Here is a 24,818-nt window from a genome sequence, read left to right as displayed (position 1 = left end):
AAAGAAATGCTCAAACCCGCTCCCCGGTTTTAGCAACATCAATATCTTATATTTTCTTCTCGAGCAGATGGGTGCGCATCAGTTCTGAAGCCATTTGAGCATCACCTTTTCTAATGTATGACAGGATTTCCCTTTGTTTTGTCGCGGTATCCAGGAAATATTGGCGATCATTTGCCGGTAACGACTCTCTTGTTTTCTCAAAATAAGTAATTAACACATCAGAGAAAACCTGCAGAACACGGTTGCCGCTTGCCTGCAGCAGGAGCAGATGAAAATCCCGATCGTGTTGATCAGCTTCTTGCGGATTGTCTGCGTTTTCTTCTATAAGCCTCAGTTCATTTTCGAGTTTCGAGAGCATGGCCGGAAAGATTCGCCGGGTTGCCAGGGGAATGATCGCACATTCAATCAGGATCCTGGCCTCTGTAAATTCCGTAATGTCAAAACCAGACAGATCGAACTGCATCAGCAGTTGGTTGTTAATGCTGCTTTGTCCCACATTTTTCAACACGCTGCCTCGGCGAGGGGCGCGTTCAAGCATCCCCATCTGTACCAGAGTGCTGAGCGCCTGACGGACTTTATAGCGAGATGTATTAAAACGAGCCGCGAGTTCAGTTTCTGTTTCAATACGTCCGTCGGCTTTACGGTTAGCATCATCAAGTAGATAATCTTTAATACTTTCAAACAGTTCGTTTTTTTTATCCATAACGTTCTCTGATTACAGTGTGACTGCATTCATAAGTATAAATAATATAATAAATTAGGTTACTTTATATACCATCGTGATAAAATTATAACCCATCATTATTAGAATAATATTAAAATATTTGTTAACAAAAAGGAATTAATTATGGTGTTATTCGTAATTCAGTTTGCGATAGTTCTTACATGTATTGGTATAGGGGGGCGCTTTGGGGGAATTGGCTTAGGCGCCGCTGGCGGATTAGGGCTCGCTATTCTGACCTTTGGATTTGGCCTCCCTCCTGACTCTCCCCCTATTACGGTCATTTCTATTATTCTTGCAGTTATCACTTGTATCACTATCCTTCAGGCGGCAGGTGGTCTGGATCTCTTCGTTACAATGGCTGAAAGAATTCTGAGAAAGTGGCCTGGAGCAATCACTTTTCTGGGGCCAGCAGTCGCTTATCTTTTTACAGCTATATGCGGAACAGGATATGTTGCCTTTTCCGTTTACCCGGTGATTGCAGAAATAGCAGCAGATGCCAGAGTACGGCCGGAACGAGCAATGTCGATGTCAGTTATTGCCGCCAATTTTGGACTCATTGCCAGCCCGGTGAGTGCCGTCGTAACAGGAACAATTGCCGTCCTTGCCGGGTTACATATTTCTGCTTTAGATATTTTATTAGTGACCGTTCCCGGAACGTTTCTTGGCTGCCTGGTTGGCTGTCTTTTTGTCTTTAAAAGAGGCCATGAGCTTGAAAATGATCCAGAATTTCAACGCCGGGTTGCTGAAGGTGAATTTGAGTCAGTAAAAGCTGAAGATCGTACAGCAAACATCGTGACCAAAGAAGCGAAGAGAGGATTGCTGATTTTTCTTACCGGCATCATTTTGGTTGTTGTTATGGGATCTATTCCTCAATTACGACCAGTATGGAACACTGGTTCCGGCATAGAGCGCATGAGCATCCCAACCGCGCTGCAAATAATCATGCTAACAACGGCGTGTATTATTATGATGGTATGTCGAATTTCTCCTTCGAAACTTGATTCAGGTTCCGTTTTTAAAGCGGGCCTGGTCGGTGTCGTTGCCATATTTGGTCTGTCATGGATGATGAACTCTTTCTTTGAAGCCTGGCACGAACTATTTAATACGGCTTTTCATGGTTTTCACAACCCCGTGCTATTCGGCATAATTGTGTTTGGTCTTTCCGCCGTGATTTATAGCCCTGCAGCAACTGCGGTGGCGTTATTACCTGCTGGCGTATTAATGGGATACCCGGCTGAAACGCTGATAGCATTACTTCCGGTCACGTGTGGATCGTTTATTATTCCAGGTGGGGCACAGATTGGATGCGTGGCGTTTGACAGGACCGGAACAACCCGTATTGGTAAGTATGTGGTAAATCACAGTTATATGTTACCAGGTCTGGTCACCGTTGTGGCGTCGACCCTTTTCTGCTTCCTCTTTGCCAAAATCATATAGTGCCGAAATATCATCCTGTGACATCCCCTGCTGCATAAAACAGAGGGGATGCCGCTCATTTAGGTCAAAGCACAATCACTGTATCTCTCTTCACCTGCAACTAAAGAACAACCTGCGCAATCAGGTAGGCAAAAATTACCTGTGAGATAACCATGACGAAACCAGGACGAATATAGCTATGGTTAACCACAAAACGTCCAATTTTGGTTGTACCCGTTCTGTCAAACGCCACGCAACCAATCTGATTCGCCCCAGGGATAATAAAATCACCGCAGGTACAGGCAAATATAGCGATGAGATACGGAGCGGGAATACCCAGCGTGACGCCTAAGGGCATGATTGCCGCTACCGTCGCAGCCGGACTCATGATGACCAAGGAGAACAGGAATACCACAATACCAAACAGCATTGGCGCCCCATTCACGAGACCGCCAAAAACGTTGATCAGTTCTGACTGGTAAGCATCAAAAAAAGTTGCTGTCATCCAGGACACACCGAGTATTGCCACGACCCCCATCAAACCGGCACGAAATACCGACCCACTATTCAGAGTACTGCTGGGAACCCTGCCGACAATCATGATGAATAATGCAGCGGTTAGCATGATCATCTGAATAACCATTGGGGTTGAAAGTCGCTTTCCATCCCAGGAAGGAAGTAGTTCTGTAAAAGATCCCAAAATGAGTACCAGCACGACCCCGATTGCAAAGATGGCCACACCTTTTTTGGCGCCAGGTGACGCAACATATTCCTTTTTCTGCTCGGAATGCATGAACTCATACTCACCAGCGGCAACACGCCGCTGAAATTCAGGATCGTCTTCCAGCTCTTTCCCACGCTTGTAGACTGAAAAGCTTGTGACGATTGCCGCCATAAAAAATGAAGGGAGGGCGATGGATAATATTTGTCCCAGTGTGATCCCAGCATATTCATGCAGGATAGCCAGCATCCCGGCGGTTGCCGCGCTCATTGGGCTGGCAGCAACCGCGACGCTGGCCGCGATGACCGTTGCGGATAATGCTCGTTCGGGACGCACTTTGGCTTCAGCGGCAACCTCTGCGATAACAGGATACAGGGAAAATGCAACATAAGTGGTTCCGCAGAATAACGTAAATACCGACGTTAATATTGGCGCAAAAAACGTAATCGCCTGCGGTTTTTTACGAAGTAACTTTTCAGCTACTCTGACCAGATAATCTAACCCACCGGCAGCCTGCAATATACTAACAGCGCCAATAACACAAATAATAATTAACATTGCCGTAATGGATGGTGAGGAGGGTTTGAGCCCAAAACCCAAAACGAGTATTGCGACCCCTAATCCCCCACCAGCACCAAGTCCCATTCCGCCATACCTTCCGCCAATTCCAATACAGGCGAGTACAATAAATAATTGTATAAAGAATAAAACGTCCATTTTTTTCACCTTAAAGAAGCTCCCGGACATTGCATCCGGGAGATATTGATTATTATATTCAGAATTATTTTAAATATTTTCTGGCTATATCAATCTGTTTTCTAACAGCATCCGGTCCGGTTCCACCATAGGACATTCTGGCTTTAATACATGCCTCCAAAGAAATATTCTCATAGATGTCATTTTCAATTTTATTATCAAATGAGCGGAACTCATCCATAGAAAGTTCTTCTAACATTTTTTTATGCTTAATACAGTAATTAACCGCACTACCTACTACATGGTGCGCCTCTCTGAAAGGAATACCTTTACGCACAAGGTAATCTGCCATATCAGTCGCATTCGAGAACCCTCTGGCCGCCGCGCCACGGGTATTCTCTGCAAGAATGACCATTTTATCGAGCATCGGGGCCATAATTTTCAGACTGGCCTGTAACGTATCCATTGAATCATAGACCTGCTCTTTATCCTCGCTCATATCCGTATTATAAGCGAGCGGTATTCCTTTCATGATAGTCAGCATGGCCATTAGATTTCCGTACATACGCCCCCCCTTTCCGCGCATTTTTTCAGCTACATCGGGGTTTTTCTTTTGCGGCATAATGCTGGAGCCCGTACAAAAATCATCAGAAAGCTCTATAAATTTAAAATCCTGGCTGGAGAATAAAACCAGTTCCTCTGAAAGACGAGTTAGGTGCATAAAGCACATCGCTGCAGCTGCGGTGAATTCAACCATATGATCACGATCGCTGACAGAATCAATACTGTTTTCAGTCGGCTTATCAAAACCAAGCTCACGGGCAGTGAAGTCACGGTCAATAGGAAAAGTTGTTCCTGCGAGAGCTGCCGCGCCTAAAGGACACTCTCCCATACGGTGATACAGGTCTTCAAATCGGGTCCAGTCACGACGTAACATCCAATAATAAGCCATAATCCAGTGCGATAAAAGAATGGGCTGACCGGTTTGTAAATGCGTGTAGCCCGGCATTATCGCATCAATATTATTTTCTGCTTTATTTACTATAATTTCTTGTAGATTAACAATGTCCTGTTGAATTTCGCGAATAGTGGCTCGCATATGCATTTTAGAATCTACGGTGGTCTGATCATTACGGCTGCGACCGGTATGTAGTTTCCCCCCGACAGGGCCAATGATTTCAGTCATTCTTCTTTCAATAGCCATATGAATATCTTCATCGACAGTATCGAAAATGAATTGACCTGCTTCAATTTCTTTATTTACCTGTGTTAATCCGCCAATAATGGCATTTGCTTCATCTTGCGTAATAATCCCCTGACGCCCCAACATGGTGGCATGAGCAATACTTCCCTTAATATCAAAAGGGCATAACCGTTGCTCCAACATAATAGTTGCATTATAGGATTCAACTAATTTATTTGTTGGCATATCAAAACGCCCGCCCCATAACTTTGTAGACATAAAGCCTCCAGCTTAATTGTTACAGAATAGTCAAATTGCCAGATAATCGGTTTGAGTTCAGTTTCAGAGTACAAAATCGCGCCTTTAATTGTCAACAAATGAAGCCATTAAATCGACTTATACAAAAATTAATTACATTTATTAAATCATTATGCTTACTAATACTTTAAGCTAAATAAAGAGACCTTCATCACATTTAAAAGGCCATCTGAAGAGAAATACATTCAGCATATTTAGAGGTGTCAAAATACAGTCAGCTAACCAGAAGAAAACAGCGACAATTATTTGATAAAAATCAAGAAACATTCATCAGCACGGTGAATGGCTTGAGATCCCATATACAAATGCGGATTCCGGGCTTGACCTTCCCCCAGATGGAAGGTTTACCCTTTATCACAGTCAGTAAATCCTGCAATAAAGGAGTTGGTTATGTCTCAAACAATCGATCTAACCCTGGACGGCCTGTCCTGTGGTCACTGCGTAAAACGCGTTAAAGAGAGTCTGGAACAACGCCCGGACGTTGAACAAGCGGATGTCACCGTGACTGAAGCGCACATCACCGGGAGCGCCAGTGCTGAAGCACTGATTGAAACCATCAAACAAGCCGGTTACGGCGCGGAGTTAAGCCACCCAAAGGCTAAACCGCTGACGGAGTCATCAATCCCGTCGGAAGCACTGGCAGCGGTCCCTTCCGAGCTTCCGGCAGCTACGGCTGATGATGACAGCCAACAGTTGCTGTTAAACGGCATGAGCTGCGCCAGCTGTGTGACCCGCGTACAAAATGCCCTGCAAAGCGTACCGGGCGTCACTCAGGCACGGGTAAACCTGGCGGAACGTACTGCGCTGGTAATGGGCAGTGCGTCCGCCGCAGATTTAGTGCAGGCGGTAGAAAAAGCGGGCTACGGTGCTGAAGCCATAGAAGATGATGCGAAGCGCCGCGAGCGCCAGCAGGAAACCGCCGTCGCGACCATGAAACGTTTTCGCTGGCAGGCAGCCGTCGCGCTGCTGCTGGGTATACCGGTCATGGTGTGGGGAATGATTGGCGATAACATGATGGTGAGTGACGACAACCGTAGCCTGTGGCTGGCGATTGGTCTGGCAACGCTTGCCGTGATGGTTTTCGCGGGCGGTCACTTTTACCGCAATGCGTGGAAAAGCCTGATGAATGGCACCGCGACCATGGATACGCTGGTGGCGCTGGGTACGGGGGTGGCATGGCTCTATTCCATGAGCGTCAACCTCTGGCCGCAATGGTTCCCAATGGAAGCACGACACCTTTATTATGAAGCCAGCGCGATGATTATCGGTTTGATTAACCTCGGACATATGCTGGAAGCGCGGGCTCGCCAACGCTCGTCCAAAGCGCTGGAAAAACTGCTCGATCTGACGCCACCAACCGCACGCGTCGTCACCGATGAAGGTGAAAAAAATGTGCCGCTGGCAGATGTTCAGGCAGGAATGTTGCTGCGCCTGACCACCGGCGACCGCGTTCCGGTCGATGGCGAAATCACTCAGGGCGAAGCCTGGCTGGATGAAGCCATGCTAACCGGGGAGCCGATTCCGCAACAAAAAGGCGAAGGCGATAGTGTCCACGCCGGTACGGTCGTACAGGACGGCAGCGTGCTGTTCCGCGCCAGCGCCGTAGGCAGCCATACCACGCTGTCGCGCATTATTCGCATGGTGCGCCAGGCGCAAAGCAGTAAACCGGAGATTGGCAAACTGGCTGACCGCATCTCCTCGGTATTCGTTCCGGTGGTGGTCGTTATTGCGCTGGTTAGCGCAGCTATCTGGTATTTCTTCGGACCGGCGCCACAAATTGTCTATACGCTGGTGATTGCCACCACTGTTCTGATTATTGCTTGCCCTTGTGCACTGGGCCTGGCGACGCCGATGTCGATTATTTCCGGTGTTGGTCGCGCCGCTGAGTTCGGGGTACTGGTACGCGATGCCGATGCGCTGCAGCGCGCCAGCACGCTTGATACCGTCGTATTTGATAAAACCGGGACGCTGACTGAAGGTAAGCCACAGGTTGTCGCCATCAAAACGTTTGGCAATACCGATGAAGCGCTGGCGATTCGTCTGGCTGCGGCCCTTGAACAGGGTTCCAGCCACCCGCTGGCCAGGGCGATTCTGGACAAAGCCGGTGATGTCACGCTGCCGCAGGTCAACGGGTTCCGTACGCTGCGCGGTTTGGGCGTCAGTGGTGAAACGGAAGGCCATACGCTGTTGCTGGGAAACCAGGCGCTGCTCAATGAACAGCAGGTAGATACCACTCAAATGGAAGCTGAGATTACCGCTCAAGCCTCTCAAGGGACAACTCCAGTCCTGCTGGCGATTGACGGTAAAGCCGCGGCCCTGTTAGCAGTGCGCGATCCATTGCGTAGTGACAGCGTGGCGGCCCTGCAGCGTCTGCATCGCGCCGGGTATCGTCTGGTGATGCTCACCGGTGATAACCCAACGACCGCCAACGCCATTGCTAAAGAGGCTGGTATTGATGAGGTGATTGCGGGCGTTCTGCCGGACGGTAAAGCCGAGGCGATTAAGCGTCTGCAAAGCCAGGGACGTCAGGTTGCCATGGTTGGTGACGGTATCAACGATGCGCCTGCGCTGGCGCAGGCCGATGTAGGGATTGCCATGGGTGGCGGCAGCGATGTGGCGATTGAAACCGCCGCGATTACGCTGATGCGTCATAGCCTGATGGGCGTTGCGGATGCGCTGTCTATCTCACGGGCAACGCTGCGCAATATGAAGCAGAACCTGCTCGGCGCGTTTATCTATAACAGCATCGGTATCCCCGTTGCTGCCGGGATCCTGTGGCCGTTCACCGGAACGCTGCTCAACCCGGTGGTTGCCGGCGCGGCGATGGCTCTCTCCTCCATTACCGTGGTAAGCAACGCTAACCGTCTGCTGCGCTTCAAACCGAAAGAGTAAGCCTTTGCCGGATGGCGCTATCAACCGCGCTATCCGGCAATTCACGCATTGCACCTTCCCGGACCACGCGCTAGCATGGAAGTCCACTTAGGGAGGTCGTATGGATTTGTTGTACCGGGTAAAAACATTATGGTCTGCACTGCGCGGCAACCACTATACCTGGCCCGCCATTGATATCTCTTTACCCGGCAACCGCCATTTTCATCTGATTGGCAGTATTCACATGGGTAGCCGCGATATGGCGCCTCTGCCTGCCAAATTACTCAAAAAGCTCAACCGTGCTGATGCGCTGATTGTCGAAGCCGATGTTTCCGGCGATGACGCGCCATTTGCTAATCTTCCGACCTTTGCCGCCCTGGAAGAACGCATCAGTGAAGAGCAATTAGATAATCTGCGTAAAGTCACCAACGAATTGGGCATTTCCCCTTCCCTGTTATCAACACAACCTTTGTGGCAAATAGCCATGGTATTACAGGCGACACAGGCACAACAGCTGGGGTTGCGGGCGGAATACGGGATTGATTACCAACTGCTGAAAGCGGCAAAACAAGCACACAAACCGGTGATCGAGCTGGAAGGTTCATCCAGTCAAATCGAGCTGCTATGTCAGTTACCCGATAATGGTCAGGCTCTTCTGGATGATACCCTGACGCACTGGCATACCAACGCCAGGTTGCTACAACAAATGATGGGCTGGTGGCTTAAAACGCCGCCGCGCGATAGCGAATTGACGCTTCCTAATACTTTCAGCCAGTCGTTATATGACGTCTTGATGCATCAGCGCAATGTAGCCTGGCGCGATCGACTCAGGGCGATGCCAGCTGGCCATTATGTGGTGGCCGTAGGCGCACTGCATCTGTACGGAGAAGGTAATTTGCCGGAGATGTTACGGTAAAAAAATGGCCAATATTTCTATTGGCCCGTCAAAGAGGAATTTCATCATTATTATAATCCCGATGCTTAAAGCATCGGTGTAGGTCGATTGTCGCTCAAAGTCATCATCCTGCCAATACTATTGCGCAAGATGGTACTATTTTTTAGACCGCCATCAGGCGTATGCTTGTGTCGTATTTTGTCTGGGCCAGGAAAAATTGCTATGACACCCGCCGTTAAATTACTCGAAAAAAACAAAATTTCTTTCCAGATCCACACCTACGATCACGATCCGTCCGAAACAAACTTTGGTGATGAAGTGGTGCGCAAGTTAGGTCTGAATGCGGACCAGGTTTATAAAACGCTGCTGGTTGCCGTGAATGGCGATATGAAGCAGCTGGCCGTTGCCGTCACGCCGGTGGCGGGTCAATTGGATCTTAAAAAAGTCGCCAAAGCGTTAGGGGCCAAAAAGGTCGATATGGCCGATCCGCTGGTTGCACAGCGAACTACGGGGTATCTGGTGGGCGGTATCAGCCCGCTGGGACAGAAAAAAAGATTGCCGACGCTAATTGACGCCCCCGCCCAGACGTTTGACACCATTTATGTATCCGGTGGCAAACGCGGGCTGGATATCGAACTCGCTGCCGGCGATCTGGCGAAAATTCTGGATGCGAAATTCGCCGACATCGCACGCCGTGATTAAGCGGTTGTAGAATGAATGCCTGATGGCGCGCAGCTTTAAGGCCTACAACCGAAGACTCTTACAGTCAGCAGGCCGGATAGGGTGCCAGCACCGCCATCCGGCACTTCGCCCTGTTACTGCCAGCTCACCTCGCCCTTCGGCTCATACGCACTGGCATCCAACGGTGAGTTTTTCTGCACGTACTCTTTCAGCACTTCCGCATCGATAAACCCGGTATTCACATAACCTGGCTTGTTATCAATTCGCGGATAGCCATCGCCGCCGGTGGCATTGAAACTCAGCGTTGCCATACGATAGGTTTTAGACGGGTCAACCGGTTCGCCTTTGATTTTCAGATCGTTAAGTTTACCGTCTTTCGCCACAAAGCTGACGTTGGCAAACTGCGGATAGGCCCCGGAGTCCGGCTTCATTTGCGCCACGGCGGTCAGATAGTCAATCACCTCTTTCCCGCTCATGTCGGCATACACCACAATATTGCCGAACGGCTGCACCTTCAGCACGCTCTTATAGGTAATATCGCCGCCTTCAATGGAATCACGAATACCGCCACCGCTCATCACGCCAAAGTCAGCGCTGGTCCGCGCCATTTGCGCAGCCAACAGCAGGTGCCCCATATTGGTCTGTACAAAACGAACTTTGCTACGGTCACCTTCGAGGCGCGCATTGACGCTGCCAATCTTCACGTCCAGTTGCGCTTTACCTTTATTCTGGAATGGCGTCAGCAGCGAGAGCATTTGCTGATTCTCAGCAATTTCCGGGGTGTAGAGTACGCGCTCACTTTTCCCGTTGTCCCAGGTCACTTTTTTCTTCAGGTTGACGGGGATAAGCTGGTAGTTAACCATTTTCATTTCGCCGTTACGGAACTCAAAGTCCGCCCGGCCCACGTATTTCCCCCACTCATGCGCTTGCACAATCCAGATGCCATTTTGCTTATCTGGCGCGCACGGCGTACCCGGTACGTAATCAACCTGCTTCTTGTTTTCCGAGGCCATACACACCGGATCCTGTGAGTGACCACCCACAATCATCGCCAGCGAACCCGCCGGCAGGCTACGCGCCATTTCTACGTCGCCAGGCGCGTTCGAGCCGTGATTGCCGTTGTCATAATGACCCATATGGGTGGTCGCAATAATGATGTCTGGCTTTTCACCCATATTCAGTTCCTGGATGACCAGTTTGGCTTCATCGGCAGGTTTACGGAATTCGATATCGGTAAAGAACTCCGGATTACCAATTTTCGCAGTATCGTCAGTGGTTAAACCAAGTACGGCAATTTTTAAATCCTGACGCTTAAAGATGGCCCACGGCTTGAATAAACGTTCGCCCGTGCTTTTCTGGTAGATATTGGCTGAGAGAAACGGGAATTTGGACCATTTTTCCTGCTGGCGCAGCACGGTTAGCGGGTTATCAAATTCGTGATTGCCAACCGCCATCGCGTCATAGCCAATCAAGTTCATGCCGCGAAAATCAGGTTCCGCATCCTGAAGATCGGATTCTGGGACGCCGGTGTTAATATCGCCGCCGGAAAGCAGCAGTACGCTTCCCCCTTCTTCCGCCACCTCTTTACGAATACCATCCACCAGCGTTTTTTGCGCCGCCAGCCCATATTCCCCATATTCGCTGCGCCAGAAGTGACCGTGATGATCGTTGGTATGCAGAATGGTAATTTTGTAGGTTTTATCTTTTTCGTACGCCTGCGCAGGCTGAGCTGCCAGCGCAAATGCGGCGAATAACGCCAGCGCCACGCCCCGTTTTAAAAACTTCATATTTCTCTCCCTGAGCCAAAATCAACGACTGAAATTACAATGATATGAAATAATAGTCGAAAATGTTTTCAGAAATGAGACTTCCTTCAAACACCTTCCGCAGGTATGTTAGTCAGGTAATAATAACAAAATAGACTACCCTCATAATCGCAACCCAAACAGAAGTGACTTTCTATGGCAATAAGTGAACCAACCCCGCCAGTGGCTGGCGCGTCAGCGTCGGTTGCTAAAGCGCGCACCTCATTTGGCATTTTAGGGGCGATCAGTCTCTCTCATCTGCTAAACGATATGATCCAGTCGCTGATCCTGGCGATTTATCCGCTATTGCAGTCAGAGTTCTCGCTGACGTTTATGCAGATCGGGATGATTACGCTAACCTTCCAGCTCGCCTCCTCGCTGCTTCAGCCGGTTGTCGGCTACTGGACGGACAAATATCCGATGCCGTGGTCGCTGCCCATTGGTATGTGCTTCACGCTAAGCGGGCTAGTGCTGCTGGCCATGGCAGGCAGTTTCCATATGGTATTACTCGCGGCGGCGCTGGTCGGTACGGGCTCATCGGTGTTTCACCCAGAGTCATCCCGCGTGGCGCGTATGGCTTCCGGCGGTCGTCATGGCCTCGCCCAGTCAATTTTCCAGGTTGGCGGCAACTTCGGCAGCTCTCTCGGGCCCTTGCTGGCGGCTGTCATCATCGCGCCATATGGTAAAGGTAATGTGGCCTGGTTTGTGTTGGCCGCGTTATTAGCGATTGTGGTTCTGGCACAAATCAGTCGTTGGTATGCCGCGCAGCATCGGATGAGCAAAGGAAAACCGAAAGTCACGATCGTTAATCCATTACCGCGTAATAAAGTGGTACTGGCGGTTAGCATTCTGCTGGTGCTGATTTTCTCCAAATACTTCTATATGGCGAGTATCAGCAGCTATTACACCTTTTATCTGATGCAAAAATTCGGATTATCGGTACAAAACGCCCAGTTTCACCTGTTTGCCTTCCTGTTTGCCGTTGCGGCCGGGACCGTAATTGGTGGACCGTTAGGTGATAAGATTGGCAGAAAATATGTTATTTGGGGCTCTATCCTCGGTGTAGCGCCATTTACCCTTGTTTTACCCTATGCAACGCTGGAATGGACCGGGATTTTAACCGTGATCATTGGTTTTATCCTCGCATCTGCCTTTTCTGCCATTCTGGTCTATGCACAGGAGCTGCTTCCGGGTCGTATCGGCATGGTTTCTGGGCTATTTTTCGGGTTTGCCTTTGGCATGGGCGGCTTGGGAGCCGCGGTATTAGGGCTGATTGCTGACCATACCAGTATTGATTTGGTCTATAAAATATGTGCTTTCCTGCCACTTCTGGGGATACTCACTATATTCTTACCTGATAACCGACATAAAGCCTGATTTTCTGACGGCCAAAAGTAAACTTTGGCCGTCTTCAGTTACAGAGACCATCAGCCTTTACTCCCCGCATACCCCTGTAGTTTTCCGATCCGTGCTTTTTTACGCCTAAAATCCCGTTTTCATCAAAATTCAATAATTATTCATAAACATAAACATTAAAATTGTCATAAACTATTACTCGGAATTTAGGTTTTCAGGATCATCACAGCAACCAAAGGAGACGGAATGCATCACGCCACCCCGCTTATCACCACCATTGTCGGCGGCCTTGTGCTCGCTTTTATATTAGGCATGATTGCCAATAAACTACGTATTTCTCCTCTGGTGGGATATCTGTTAGCGGGCGTTCTGGCCGGTCCATTTACACCTGGTTTTGTTGCTGATACCAAACTCGCGCCTGAACTGGCGGAGCTTGGCGTAATCCTGCTGATGTTCGGCGTGGGGCTGCACTTTTCCTTGAAGGATTTGATGGCGGTAAAGTCCATCGCCATTCCCGGCGCGATTGCCCAGATAGCTGTGGCGACGCTACTGGGTATGGCGCTTTCAGCGGTGATGGGCTGGTCGCTAATGGTGGGTATCGTCTTTGGACTGTGTCTTTCAACCGCCAGTACCGTAGTGCTACTGCGTGCGCTTGAAGAACGGCAGCTTATTGACAGCCAGCGCGGGCAAATCGCTATAGGCTGGCTGATTGTTGAAGATCTGATGATGGTGCTGACGCTGGTTCTCCTGCCCGCCGTCGCCGGCATGCTGGAAAAAGAAGATGTCGGCTTTGCCTCGCTGGCCGTCGATATGGGCATTACCATCGGTAAAGTGGTGGCGTTTATCGCCATTATGATGCTGGTTGGCCGTCGCCTGGTGCCGTGGATCATGGCGCGTAGCGCCGCAACCGGTTCACGAGAGCTGTTTACTCTGTCAGTCCTTGCCCTGGCATTAGGTATCGCGTTTGGCGCAGTGGAATTATTCGATGTCTCCTTTGCTCTGGGCGCGTTCTTTGCTGGCATGGTGCTGAATGAATCCGAACTGAGCCACCGTGCGGCGCATGACACCCTGCCGCTGCGCGATGCGTTCGCCGTATTGTTCTTTGTATCTGTTGGTATGCTGTTTGATCCGTTAATTTTGATCCAGCAGCCGCTGGCGGTACTGGGTACGCTGGCGATTATCGTCTTTGGTAAATCCGTTGCCGCCTATTTCCTCGTGCGCCTGTTTGGTCACTCCCAACGTACAGCGCTCACCATTGCCACCAGCCTGGCGCAGATTGGTGAGTTTGCCTTCATCCTGGCGGGTCTGGGAATGGCGCTAAACCTGCTACCGCAGGCCGGGCAAAATCTGGTGCTGGCGGGGGCTATTCTGTCCATTATGCTCAATCCGGTACTGTTCGCGGTGTTAGAAAAATATCTCGCGAAAACCGAAACGCTGGAAGAACAGACGCTGGAAGAAGCCATCGAAGAAGAGAAACAAATTCCGGTGGATATCTGCAATCACGCCCTGCTGGTAGGCTTTGGCCGCGTCGGCAGTCTGCTGGGTGAAAAATTGATGGCTGCCGGGATTCCGCTGGTGGTTATCGAAACCTCACGTACGCGGGTGGATGAACTGCGTGAGCGCGGGATCCGCGCGGTGCTGGGAAATGCCGCCAACGAAGAGATTATGAATCTGGCGCATCTGGATTGCGCACGCTGGCTGCTACTGACGATTCCAAATGGCTATGAAGCCGGTGAAATCGTCGCTTCCGCTCGCGAAAAGTGCCCGTCGATTGAGATTATCGCCCGCGCGCATTATGACGATGAAGTGGAATATATTACCGACCGCGGTGCCAATCAGGTCGTCATGGGCGAGCGTGAAATCGCCCGCACTATGCTGGAGCTGATTGAAACGCCACCTGCCGGTGACGTTGCTACTGCCAGTTAATATTACGTGCCGGATGGCGCTACGCCATCCGACCTACGTATTCCCACACCAGAGTAGGCCCGATAAGCGCAGCGCCATCGGGCAAGAACTCAGCGGTCCCAGTACGACTCTTCGAGACTATCTTCACGCTCTGGCAAACCGCGCGTCAGGCGTGGTGAATGTTGATTCAGCACCTGATAACTCACGCGATTAGCATATTTACACACCTGGGCTAACGATGAATAGGTCAGCCAGGTGAACTTGTGCTTGCTGGAGTTAGGCACGTTGCTGCGGTGGTAGCTGTTGGCGGTAATATCATGCAGCAATGCCGCCAGCGCACCGTCGCCAGCGCCGTTGGTGTTCATGATCTTTTCAGGCCCGCCCATATACGGTGCGATGTGCGAATACACGCGTAGCGGATTAGTACAGTCTTTATGGCGCATGGCGCGGCTGAATTCGTACTGGTTGAATTCGGCAATAGCCCCCGGCAGCAGCGGATGTTGAGTTTTACGTTTGGCTTCTTCTTCCGTAAAGCCCGCCATATACAGACCCGCCGGACCCGCAGTGCACAGCACCAGATCCACCCAATCCAGCGCTTTGTCGGAGGCCAGCAGCGGATCGCTCTCGCCGGTCAGCGCTTCGGCCTCTTCTTCATTCATCGCCAGAATAGAGACATGCTCTTTCAGGAATGCCTGCCACCACTGCGGGTTATCGGCAATAACGAATTTGGTACCCAGCGTCAGAACCACCGGCACATTGTGTTTTTTGGCATATTCGATCGCCTTCATGGTCGCTTCCGGCATCGGCTCGCCCGGTTCGCAACGCACCAGATAGGAGGTCAGCACCAGCGCGGAGGCCCCGGCAATAACTGCCTCGGGGATGCTATCCGCCCGCAGCTTATTCATATGTCCGGGGCTGATAGCGAACGTGCGCTCACCGGATTCGCCAATCAGCGTAAAGCAGCGGCCAATCGGTCCATTAACGCCCTGCAGGTAGTTCAGATCGGTACGGCTGGAGGTATTACATAAATAACGGTACGCGTAGCTACCAATCTCGATATTGCTGCACATCACACCCAACAGTACCGAGCGGTCATCCGCCAGCACGGAGTAGTTGTGCATCGTGTTACCGATAGTTCCACCGGCAAACTGATGGGTGATCAAATTGTCACGTACCAGCTCCTGGTAGAGCGCTTCGGCAACATCGTCTGCAATCACCAGAGAGTGCCCGGCGCTTAATCCATAACGTTTTACAAAGTCATCATCAACTTTGGCTTCAATATCTACCAGCGTCTGGTCGATACCCACCACCCAGGCTGCGCTGGTTTCATTTTCAGGCTGAATCTGTTGCAGCAATGGATCGCGCGCGCTGACAGGAAAATAGTGTTTGGATTTACGTTTACCGGGAAATTTCATGGTCGATTTTACGGGTGATTAGCTGAGCGGTGCATGGTAGCACATTCCCTGCTTCGCATGCGATGCGGCGCTGAGTTTCAATATCGGACGATGGGATCGCAGTTTATACGGGGGTAATTTCTACAATAAATCACCTTCACAAGGAGCGTTTATGAAGCCGGAAAATAAGATCCCCGTACTCGACAGAATTTCAGACGAAATGAAAACCGTGGTGAATTTTCATCGCGACGATCTGCCGCCCTGGCCCGCCACCGATGACATCGTGGCCCAACGCCAACACTATATCCACGAACGGCAATTGTGGAATGCCGATGCCCCGCAGATGAATACCCGGGAATGCGTCATTTCTACCGCGCGCGGCCCCGTTGCCACGCGAATTTATTCTCCGCAACCCCATAGTCAGGCCACGATGTATTATCTGCACGGCGGCGGTTTCATTCTTGGTAATCTGGATACTCACGATCGCATTATGCGCTTACTGGCGCTTTACACGCAGTGCACGGTAATTGGCATCGACTATTCGCTCTCGCCGGAGGCTCGTTTCCCGCAAGCCATCGAGGAGATTGTCGCCGTCTGTCAGTATTATCACCAGCACGCGGGCGACTATTCTCTGAATGTGGATCATATTGGTTTTGCCGGTGATTCCGCTGGCGCGATGCTGGCGCTTGCCAGCGCGTTGTGGCTGCGGGACAAACAGATTGCCTGCGGCAAAGTCGCAGGCGTACTGCTGTGGTATGGACTTTACGGCCTGCAGGATTCGCCCAGCCGACGGCTGATGGGCGGAGCATGGGATGGTTTATCGCGGGAGGATCTGCAGATGTACGAAAACGCGTACCTGCGTAGCGCCGACGATCGCGAGTCGCCGTATTATTGCTTATTCAATAACGACCTGACGCGCGACGTGCCGCCATGTTTTATCGCCGGCGCGGAGTTCGATCCGTTGATTGACGACAGCCGTTTATTATTTCAGACGCTACAGACGCATCAGCAGCCCTGCCAGTACAAAATGTACCCCGGCACGCTGCACGCCTTCCTGCACTACTCGCGGATGATGAAAACCGCCGACGATGCGTTGCGGGAGGGCGCACGTTACTTCAAAGCACAACTTTAACGATAGGCAGCGGTCAGTTTGACCATCATTTCAATATGTTCCGGTGTGGCATTCAGCGCCGGAATATACTCATATTGCTGGCCGCCAGCCTCGAGGAAAATCTCCCGGTTTTGCACCGCGATCTCTTCCAGCGTTTCAAGACAATCTGCCGCAAAGCCCGGACACATAACCTGGATATGTCGGGTCCCTTTCTCCGCCAGCATTTTTAACGTTTCGTCGGTATACGGCGTCAGCCACGGTTCGCGACCAAAACGCGACTGGAACGTCATCATCACTTTTTCCGGTGGCAGGCCAAGCGCAGAGACCAGCTCACGAGTCGTGTCGCGACAGCGCTGAGGGTAGTCATCGCCTTCGTCGGCGTAACGTTGTGGAATCCCATGGTAGGAGAGCAGCAGTAAATCGGGTTCGCCGTGTTTGGCAAAGGAGTCACGGGCACTTTTTGCCAGCGCGTCAATATAGGCACTGTCATCGGCGTAATCACGAATAAAGGAGACGCCGGGAATACTGCGTTTACGCGCCAGAATGCGCGCGAGTTCATCCCACACCGCTGCCACCGTCGAACAGGAATATTGCGGGTACAGCGGTAACACGACAATATGGTCAACGCCACTTGCCAGCAGTTCGTCGACCGCGCTTTCAAGCGAAGGCGAGCCGTAGCTCATGCCCAACGCAACAGGCGTATTGGGCAGGCGTTGTGCCAGCGCCTGCTGTTGTGCCTTGCTGTAGACCATCAGCGGCGAACCGTCTTCCATCCAGATTGACTGGTACAGCTTTGCCACGCGTGGCGCACGCAGCGGCAGGATCACCCCACGCAGCAACGGCCACCACAGCAGGCGGGAAGTATCGACTACACGTTGATCGCTTAAAAACTGGCGCAGGTAGCGTTTAACAGCTTCAGGAGTGGGGGCATCGGGGGTGCCGAGGTTTGCCAGCAGGATACCGGTTTTCGTCTGACGCATTACCGCCTCTTATCGATTCAAATTGTTGATAATTGTAGCGGAAAAGTGATGAAGAAGAACTAATTGCTGCGAGAGGTAAGACGTGAATTTGCCTGATGGCGCTGCGCTTATCTGGCCTACAAAAAAATCATAGGCCGGATAAGGTGTTTACACCGCCATCCGGCATAGACTGCGCTAAAACTTAACCGAGGATTTTTTCCAGCGCTGCGCGCACGTCAGCCACGGCCTGAGTGCCATCAACTTTCGCGTATTTGGTGTTACCCGCCTGCGCTTCTTTAGAGTAGTAGCCGATCAGCGGCGCGGTCATCTGATGGTATTCCACCAGGCGCTTACGCACGGTCTCTTCCTGATCGTCTTTACGGGTAGTCAGTTCTTCGCCAGTCACGTCGTCTTTACCTTCAACCTTAGGCGGGTTGAATTTGATGTGGTAAACGCGGCCAGAAGCAGCGTGTACGCGACGGCCCACGATACGGTCAACGATCAGCTCGTCAGGTACGTCAAACTCCAGAACGTAGTCCACGTTGATACCTGCTTCTTTCATGGCGTCAGCCTGCGGAATAGTACGCGGGAAGCCATCCAGCAGGAAACCATTACGGCAGTCTTCCTGAGCAATACGCTCTTTTACCAGCGCGATCACCAGCTCATCAGTCACCAGCTTACCGGCGTCCATGATGTCTTTCGCTTGTTTGCCCAGCTCGGAGCCAGATTTCACGGCGGCACGCAGCATATCACCGGTGGAGATTTGCGGAATACCATACTTCTCCATGATGAACTGAGCCTGAGTTCCTTTACCCGCGCCCGGAGCGCCAAGCAGAATGATACGCATTACGAAAATCCCCTTAAAGGTTGTCGATATTTTTTAAAAAGCGCTAAACGATACCACCATCACGCAATTGGCTCAAGGAAGACGCCCGACGCTGAAACGGTTAATGGAGGGAAAATTGAAAATAAGGAGTGAAATTGCCGGATGGCGGTGTAAACACCTCATCCGGCCTACAATATCTTTTTAATCGTAGGCCGGATAAGCGTTAGCGCTATCCGGCATTAGATGATGGCGATCAGGACACCAGCAGCTGGTTCATACGACGGATGAACTGGTTAGGATCTTCCAACGTGCCGCGTTCGGCGAAGAGAGCCTGATCCAGCAGCAGTTCAACCCACTCTTTAAACTGCGTTTCGTCCTGGGTATCCGCCGTGCGTTTTACCAGCACGTGGTCCGGGTTAAGTTCAAAGATATATTTCACGTCCGGTACGGCCTGACCCGCAGCAGCGAACAGTTTCGCCATCTGGGTGCTCATTTCGTCCGCATCGGTGGTGACGATGGCCGGCGTGTCAGTCAGACGGTGGGTCAGACGCACTTCTTTGACGCGATCGCCCAGCAAGGTTTTCACGCGTTCAACGAACGGCGTCAGCGCTTTTTCCGCTTCTTTCGCGCTCTCGTCCACTTCATCCGCCAGTTTATCGATGGACTCGTCGGCTTTCGCAACGGACTGGAACGGCTTGCCGTCGAACTCGGTCAGGTAGTTCATCATCCACTCATCGATGCGGTCAGAAAGCAGCAGGACTTCAATGCCTTTCTTACGCAGCAGTTCCAGGTGCGGGCTGCTCTTCGCCGCCGCGTAGCTGTCTGCAGTGATGTAGTAGATTTTCTCCTGCCCTTCTTTCATGCGGGAGATATAGTCTTCCAGCGACACGGTCTGTGCGGAGGAGTCTGTGTGCGTAGACGCGAAGCGCATCAGCTTAGCGATAGTTTCCTGATTGGCGTGGTCTTCCGCCGGACCTTCTTTCAGCACCAGGCCGAACTGTTTCCAGAAGGTCTGGTATTTTTCGGCGTCATCTTTCGCCAGTTTTTCCAGCATCTGCAACACGCGTTTGGTCAGCGCACTGCGCAGGTTACGGGTGACGGTGCTGTCCTGCAGGATCTCGCGGGAAACGTTCAGCGGTAAATCGTTGGAATCTATCAGACCGCGCACAAAGCGCAGATAGTTCGGCATAAACTGCTCGGCGTCGTCCATGATGAACACACGCTGAACGTACAGTTTCAGACCATGCTTGTGATCGCGGTTCCACATATCCCACGGCGCCTGCGACGGGATGTACAGCAGGCTGGTGTACTCCTGCTTACCTTCCACACGGTTGTGGCTCCAGGTCAGCGGGTCAGTAAAGTCGTGGGCGATATGCTTGTAGAATTCGTTGTACTCGTCGTCTTTGATTTCCGACTTGTTACGCGTCCACAGCGCCTGCGCCTTGTTGATCTTTTCCCAGGAAACCACGGTCTCGCCGTCTTTCTCTTCGGATTTTTCGATCTCTACCGGCAGCGCGATATGGTCGGAATATTTGCTGATGATGGAACGTACGCGCCAGTCATCCAGGAACTCGTCTTCACCTTCGCGCAGATGCAAAGTGATTTCGGTGCCGCGATCGTCTTTGGTGATATCGGCAACGGTGTACTCGCCTTCACCCGCAGATTCCCAGAACACGCCTTTCTCAGGCTTGTCGCCCGCCGCGCGGGTACGTACGGTCACTTTATCAGCCACGATAAACGCCGAGTAGAAGCCAACCCCGAACTGACCGATCAACTGGCTGTCTTTCGCCTGATCGGAACCCATGGATTCGAGGAAAGATTTGGTACCGGATTTCGCAATGGTCCCCAGATGATCGATGACGTCATCACGGTTCATCCCCACGCCGTTATCAGCAATGGTCAACGTACGCTTATCTTTATCGAAGGAAACACGCACGCGCAGTTCACCGTCACCCTCGTACAGATCCGGGTTAGACAGTGCACGGAAACGCAGCTTGTCTGCTGCATCTGAGGCGTTAGAGATAAGCTCACGCAGGAAGATTTCTTTATTGGAATACAGAGAATGGATCATCAGGTGCAGAAGCTGTTTTACTTCTGACTGAAAACCACGAGTTTCTTGTCCTTTCATGTAGATCTACCTCAACAATGCCATTTTCAATGGTAAAAACACGTTGAGGGTGAAATGGGGACAAGCGGGAAAGATTTCAAGCGGAAGCCGCCGTCGCGGCCTCCGTTTGTTCAGAATTTAATCTTGTGACGCCCGGCCAGAGAGTGCGACAGCGTGGTGCCGTCGACCATTTCCAGCTCGCCGCCGACCGGTACGCCATGGGCGATACGGCTGGCTTCAACGCCATACTGCATGCAAAGCTCAGCAATATAGTTGGCGGTCGCCTCTCCTTCGACCGTGGGATTGGTCGCGAGGATCAGTTCGTTGATTTGCTCAGACGCCAGTCGCTGTTCAAGGCGATCCAGCCCGATATCATCAGGGCCAATACCGTCCAGCGGCGACAGGTGCCCCATCAGCACGAAGTAACGTCCAGAAAATTGGCCGGTTTGCTCAATGGCATAGATGTCCGCCGGACTCTCCACCACGCAAATCTGACCATTTTCCTGACGACGCGGGTTCGAACAGATGTTACAGACGTCCTGCTCTGTGAAGGTGCGGCAATCGGCACAGTGGCCGATTTCCGACATCGCCTTCGTTAACGCCTGCGCCAGACGCATCCCGCCGCTGCGATCGCGCTGAAGTAGCGTGAACGCCATGCGCTGCGCAGACTTCGGGCCAACGCCCGGCAGACAGCGCAGTGCTTCCATAAGCTGAGTTAACAGCGGGCTGGTTTGCATCAGAACGGCATCTTAAAGCCAGGCGGCAGCTGCATTCCGGAAGAAACAGAAGCCATCTTCTCTTTCTGCGTCTCTTCAATGCGACGCGCCGCGTCGTTGAATGCCGCAGCAACCAGGTCTTCCAGCATCTCTTTGTCGTCTTCCAGCAGGCTTGGATCGATCTCCACGCGACGGCAGTTGTGCGCGCCGTTGATAGTCACTTTTACCAGACCCGCTCCAGATTCGCCGGTCACTTCCAGCTTGGCGACTTCTTCCTGCATCTGCTGCATTTTTTCCTGCATCTGCTGGGCCTGTTTCATCAGGTTACCCAGACCGCCTTTACCAAACATAGGCTTCTCTCTCAATCACGTTAAGGGATGACGACCGTCCAACCATCAGGCTGACGATCAAATGGGGCGAATACTCTCTTCGTCCAGGTCTGCATCGAAAAAACGACGCAACGTCTGAATGTTATTATCCGCAATAATCGACTCACGCGCCTGCGCGAGTTTCTCTTCATAAATGGCCTGACGCCACTCCAGCGGCGTGCGCACCGCTGGATTATCATCTTCAACGATGGTCAATTCAACCGTTGACCCCGTTAAGGTACTCAATGCTTCGGCCAGTTTTTGCTGCGCGCCGCTGGAATTAAGGTGCCGTTGTGTGGAACGCAGGTGCAGGCAAACCACGTTGCCATTCTCTTCTTTCCAGGCATTAAGCGCCACCTGCTCCACCAGTTTAGGCAGCGAAAGCTGGCTCACCTGAGCAGCCCAGGGATCACGCTCAATGGCTTCTGCCGCCAGTTTTGCCGCCAGTTCCGGCGTTTTTTCATGCTCAAGCGCTTTTTTCAGCGCTTTCGGCGTGGCAACGACTTCTTTGACTTCGGCTACGGGATTGGTCGTTTTCCAGCGATACGCTTCCTTCTTCGCTGGCGCTTTTTCCAGCGCAGAAACTGCAGGGCGCGCCTGAACGCGTTCCGACACCGAAGCCAGTCTTTCCAGCGCAGCATTATTCACCGGCCGCGCGCGGGAAGCGGCTGCCGGTTCACTCTTTTTTGGTTTGGTTGCTCCCTGAGCACGTTGCAGCTGGCTGCGCGCCGCCAGCACCTGGCTGGTGGCATCAGAGAGCGGCACATTCTGTTGCTGCTGCGCTGGCGCAGGCTGCTGTGATATCTGCGTCGGGGTCATCACCGCAGTGGGCGCGACGGGGGCAAACGACTGGCGTGGGACTTCAGGCTCCGGCAGCGGCATGCGCGGATGAAAAGCCAGCGCACGCAGTAGCGTCATTTCGACACCCATTCGTCTGTCCGGCGCATACGGCAGTTCTTTGCGCCCAATTAATAGGGTTTGATAGTAAAGCTGTATATCGGTTGGCGGGACGATTCGCGCCAGTTCGCGCATACGCTGTTCAATGGCGGCCATATCGCTGCCGAGCGCAGCGGGCGAAAGTTGTACCATAGCAATGCGATGCAGCAAAGCCGACATCTCAACCAGCAGCGCTTCCCATTCAATACCCCGTGCGGCGGCATCGTTCACCAACGTCATAACGCGTTCGCCGTCAGCCGCAACAACCGCTTCAACAAGCGAGAGTGCCTGGTCATCGTCCAATGTGCCGAGCATGGTGCTCACTGCGTCGGTCGACACCTGACCATCGCCGCTGGCAATCGCCTGATCGGTCAGACTCAGCGCATCGCGCAGGCTGCCGTCCGCGGCGCGGGCCAGCAGTTGCAAGGCGCGTGGCTCATGGGCGATATGCTCTTCTTTGAGGATATGCTCAAGCTGATGGCGAATCTGTTCAACATCCAACGCTTTAAGATGGAATTGCAGACAGCGCGACAGGATAGTCACCGGCAGCTTCTGCGGATCGGTGGTCGCCAGCAGGAATTTAACGTGCGCAGGTGGCTCTTCGAGCGTTTTCAGTAAGGCGTTAAAGCTGTGGCGCGACAGCATGTGCACTTCGTCGATCAAATAGACCTTGAAGCGACCGCGTGCGGGCGCGTACTGAACGTTATCCAGCAGATCGCGGGTGTCTTCGACTTTGGTGCGTGAGGCGGCATCGATTTCAATCAGATCGACAAAACGCCCCTGCTCGATTTCACGGCAGTTATCGCACACGCCGCACGGCGTGGCGGTGATGCCGGTTTCACAGTTTAGTCCCTTCGCCAGCAAACGGGCGATAGAGGTTTTCCCGACGCCACGGGTGCCGGAAAACAGATAAGCATGATGAATACGCCCTAACGACAAGCCGTTCGCCAGTGCCGTCAGCACATGTTCCTGGCCGACGACGTCAGCAAAGGTTTGGGGGCGCCATTTTCGGGCTAAGACCTGATAACTCATTGGCAGGCTCTGAAAGGCTGGAGGGTGGATTCACAGGAGGATAATGCTAACACAACCTCGCAGCGACGGCGAGGTTGTGTGTCTCGGTATTACTTCAGCCGAGATGAGATAGCCGACTTAGTGGCCCGGGAACGGAACCAGGCTATAACAGGTCAGCCCCTGTTTTTCCAGGCGCTGTTCGCCGCCCAGGTCAAACAGGTTAATGATAAAAGCAGCATCGGTCACTTCGCCACCCAGACGGCGGATCAGTTTCACGGTGGCTTCAATCGTGCCGCCGGTTGCCAGCAGGTCGTCCACAACCAGTACCTTATCGCCCGGTTTGATGGCATCAACGTGGATTTCCAGCTGATCGGTGCCGTATTCCAGCTCATAGCTCTCGGCGATCACTTCACGCGGAAGCTTGCGGGGTTTACGTACCGGAACAAAGCCGACGCCCAGACCCAATGCTACCGGCGCGCCAAACAGGAAGCCACGCGCTTCGGTGCCAACCACTTTAGTGATACCCGCATTTTTGTAGCGTTCAACCAGCAATTTAATGCTGAGGGCGTAGGCTTTCGGGTCTTCCAGTAAGCTGGTGACATCGCGAAAAAGAATGCCCGGTTTCGGGTAGTCGTGGATGCTTTTGATGCTATTTTTGAGAAACTCAAGCTGCTGTGCAGTCGCGGTCATAAGTTTGTGCCTGATTAATTCGGTATTACTTCACGGCGCACTATACACTTCATCCTCGACGTGTCTTGAATGATTTTGTGTCTATATTAAGGGCCAGGGTTACATTTGCTTAACCTTTGACCACCTGCG

General features: G+C 52.0%; 19 protein-coding genes and 1 other annotated feature. Of the genes, 7 read left to right on the top strand and 12 right to left on the bottom strand.

Annotated elements, in window-relative coordinates; translation table 11 throughout:
- Positions 1-46: 46 nt before the first annotated feature.
- Positions 47-703: a FadR/GntR family transcriptional regulator gene (locus tag FDW96_RS19240; RefSeq protein ID WP_061381578.1), complete on the bottom strand. Its 657-nt coding sequence runs from the start codon at positions 701-703 to the stop codon at positions 47-49.
- Positions 704-847: 144 nt separating this feature from the next.
- Here FDW96_RS19240 and FDW96_RS19235 point away from each other — a divergent pair, with 144 nt between their 5' ends.
- Positions 848-2,161, top strand: coding sequence for an anaerobic C4-dicarboxylate transporter family protein (locus FDW96_RS19235; protein WP_042310021.1), 1,314 nt, complete (start codon positions 848-850; stop codon positions 2,159-2,161).
- Between the two features lie 100 nt (positions 2,162-2,261).
- On the opposite strand, the gene FDW96_RS19230 is transcribed toward FDW96_RS19235, so the two are convergent.
- Together FDW96_RS19230 and argH are read right to left on the bottom strand one after the other, a co-directional pair.
- A complete protein-coding gene (locus FDW96_RS19230; RefSeq protein ID WP_061381577.1) occupies positions 2,262-3,578 on the bottom strand; it encodes an anaerobic C4-dicarboxylate transporter family protein in 1,317 nt (438 codons plus the stop codon).
- A 64-nt stretch (positions 3,579-3,642) separates the two neighbouring features.
- Positions 3,643-5,019 (bottom strand): argininosuccinate lyase, encoded by a 1,377-nt coding sequence (gene argH / locus FDW96_RS19225; RefSeq protein WP_042310024.1) that lies wholly within the window; start codon positions 5,017-5,019, stop codon positions 3,643-3,645.
- Between the two features lie 429 nt (positions 5,020-5,448).
- Here argH and copA point away from each other — a divergent pair, with 429 nt between their 5' ends.
- The 3 genes from copA to ybaK all read left to right on the top strand — a co-directional run bounded on the left by copA (position 5,449) and on the right by ybaK (position 9,526).
- Positions 5,449-7,950, top strand: coding sequence for a copper-exporting P-type ATPase CopA (gene copA / locus FDW96_RS19220; protein WP_137348984.1), 2,502 nt, complete (start codon positions 5,449-5,451; stop codon positions 7,948-7,950).
- Positions 7,951-8,050: 100 nt separating this feature from the next.
- Positions 8,051-8,845 (top strand): TraB/GumN family protein, encoded by a 795-nt coding sequence (locus FDW96_RS19215; RefSeq protein WP_042310027.1) that lies wholly within the window; start codon positions 8,051-8,053, stop codon positions 8,843-8,845.
- Between the two features lie 201 nt (positions 8,846-9,046).
- Positions 9,047-9,526 carry a Cys-tRNA(Pro)/Cys-tRNA(Cys) deacylase YbaK gene (gene ybaK, locus FDW96_RS19210; RefSeq protein WP_042310028.1) on the top strand — a complete coding sequence of 160 codons (480 nt, stop codon included), beginning with the start codon at positions 9,047-9,049 and terminating at the stop codon, positions 9,524-9,526.
- Between the two features lie 113 nt (positions 9,527-9,639).
- On the opposite strand, the gene ushA is transcribed toward ybaK, so the two are convergent.
- Positions 9,640-11,292 carry a bifunctional UDP-sugar hydrolase/5'-nucleotidase UshA gene (gene ushA / locus FDW96_RS19205; RefSeq protein ID WP_042310029.1) on the bottom strand — a complete coding sequence of 551 codons (1,653 nt, stop codon included), beginning with the start codon at positions 11,290-11,292 and terminating at the stop codon, positions 9,640-9,642.
- A 174-nt stretch (positions 11,293-11,466) separates the two neighbouring features.
- Here ushA and fsr point away from each other — a divergent pair, with 174 nt between their 5' ends.
- Together fsr and ybaL are read left to right on the top strand one after the other, a co-directional pair.
- Positions 11,467-12,687 carry a fosmidomycin MFS transporter gene (gene fsr, locus FDW96_RS19200; RefSeq protein ID WP_042310030.1) on the top strand — a complete coding sequence of 407 codons (1,221 nt, stop codon included), beginning with the start codon at positions 11,467-11,469 and terminating at the stop codon, positions 12,685-12,687.
- Between the two features lie 225 nt (positions 12,688-12,912).
- A complete protein-coding gene (ybaL, locus tag FDW96_RS19195) occupies positions 12,913-14,592 on the top strand; it encodes a YbaL family putative K(+) efflux transporter (protein WP_042310032.1) in 1,680 nt (559 codons plus the stop codon).
- 89 nt (positions 14,593-14,681) lie between these two features.
- Here ybaL and gsk read toward each other — a convergent pair whose 3' ends face one another.
- Positions 14,682-15,986 (bottom strand): inosine/guanosine kinase, encoded by a 1,305-nt coding sequence (gene gsk / locus FDW96_RS19190; RefSeq protein ID WP_079225179.1) that lies wholly within the window; start codon positions 15,984-15,986, stop codon positions 14,682-14,684.
- 151 nt (positions 15,987-16,137) lie between these two features.
- On the opposite strand from gsk, the gene aes reads away from it, so the two are divergent.
- Positions 16,138-17,097: an acetyl esterase gene (gene aes, locus FDW96_RS19185; protein WP_137366141.1), complete on the top strand. Its 960-nt coding sequence runs from the start codon at positions 16,138-16,140 to the stop codon at positions 17,095-17,097.
- Here aes and hemH read toward each other — a convergent pair.
- From hemH to apt, 7 genes are all read right to left on the bottom strand, one after another.
- Complete coding sequence (gene hemH, locus FDW96_RS19180; RefSeq protein ID WP_137366140.1) at positions 17,094-18,056, bottom strand: ferrochelatase; 963 nt, start codon at positions 18,054-18,056, stop codon at positions 17,094-17,096. The two genes, aes and hemH, sit on opposite strands and share 4 nt — an antisense overlap.
- A 181-nt stretch (positions 18,057-18,237) precedes the next feature.
- Positions 18,238-18,882 (bottom strand): adenylate kinase, encoded by a 645-nt coding sequence (gene adk, locus FDW96_RS19170; protein WP_003021773.1) that lies wholly within the window; start codon positions 18,880-18,882, stop codon positions 18,238-18,240.
- Positions 18,883-19,114: 232 nt separating this feature from the next.
- Positions 19,115-20,989 carry a molecular chaperone HtpG gene (gene htpG, locus FDW96_RS19165; RefSeq protein WP_137366139.1) on the bottom strand — a complete coding sequence of 625 codons (1,875 nt, stop codon included), beginning with the start codon at positions 20,987-20,989 and terminating at the stop codon, positions 19,115-19,117.
- 110 nt (positions 20,990-21,099) lie between these two features.
- The gene (gene recR / locus FDW96_RS19160) at positions 21,100-21,705 is read right to left on the bottom strand and encodes a recombination mediator RecR (RefSeq protein WP_003021767.1); all 606 of its coding nucleotides are present in this window, start codon (positions 21,703-21,705) and stop codon (positions 21,100-21,102) included.
- Positions 21,705-22,034, bottom strand: a complete 330-nt coding sequence (locus FDW96_RS19155) for a YbaB/EbfC family nucleoid-associated protein (protein WP_003021764.1) — start codon at positions 22,032-22,034, stop codon at positions 21,705-21,707. The genes recR and FDW96_RS19155 overlap by 1 nt, the downstream gene beginning before the upstream one ends.
- Before the next feature lie 57 nt (positions 22,035-22,091).
- Positions 22,092-24,020: a DNA polymerase III subunit gamma/tau gene (gene dnaX / locus FDW96_RS19150; RefSeq protein WP_137366138.1), complete on the bottom strand. Its 1,929-nt coding sequence runs from the start codon at positions 24,018-24,020 to the stop codon at positions 22,092-22,094.
- Positions 22,695-22,759: a sequence feature (DnaX frameshifting element), on the bottom strand. (Overlaps the previous gene by 65 nt.)
- Before the next feature lie 117 nt (positions 24,021-24,137).
- Positions 24,138-24,689: an adenine phosphoribosyltransferase gene (gene apt, locus FDW96_RS19145; protein WP_061381575.1), complete on the bottom strand. Its 552-nt coding sequence runs from the start codon at positions 24,687-24,689 to the stop codon at positions 24,138-24,140.
- Between the last annotated feature and the right edge of the window lie 129 nt (positions 24,690-24,818).

It is taken from the genome of Citrobacter sp. TBCS-15 (assembly GCF_005280815.1).
GTDB lineage: Bacteria > Pseudomonadota > Gammaproteobacteria > Enterobacterales > Enterobacteriaceae > Citrobacter > Citrobacter werkmanii.
Note: the sequence above shows the minus strand (reverse complement) of the source record. Positions and strands in the feature narration are given on the sequence as shown.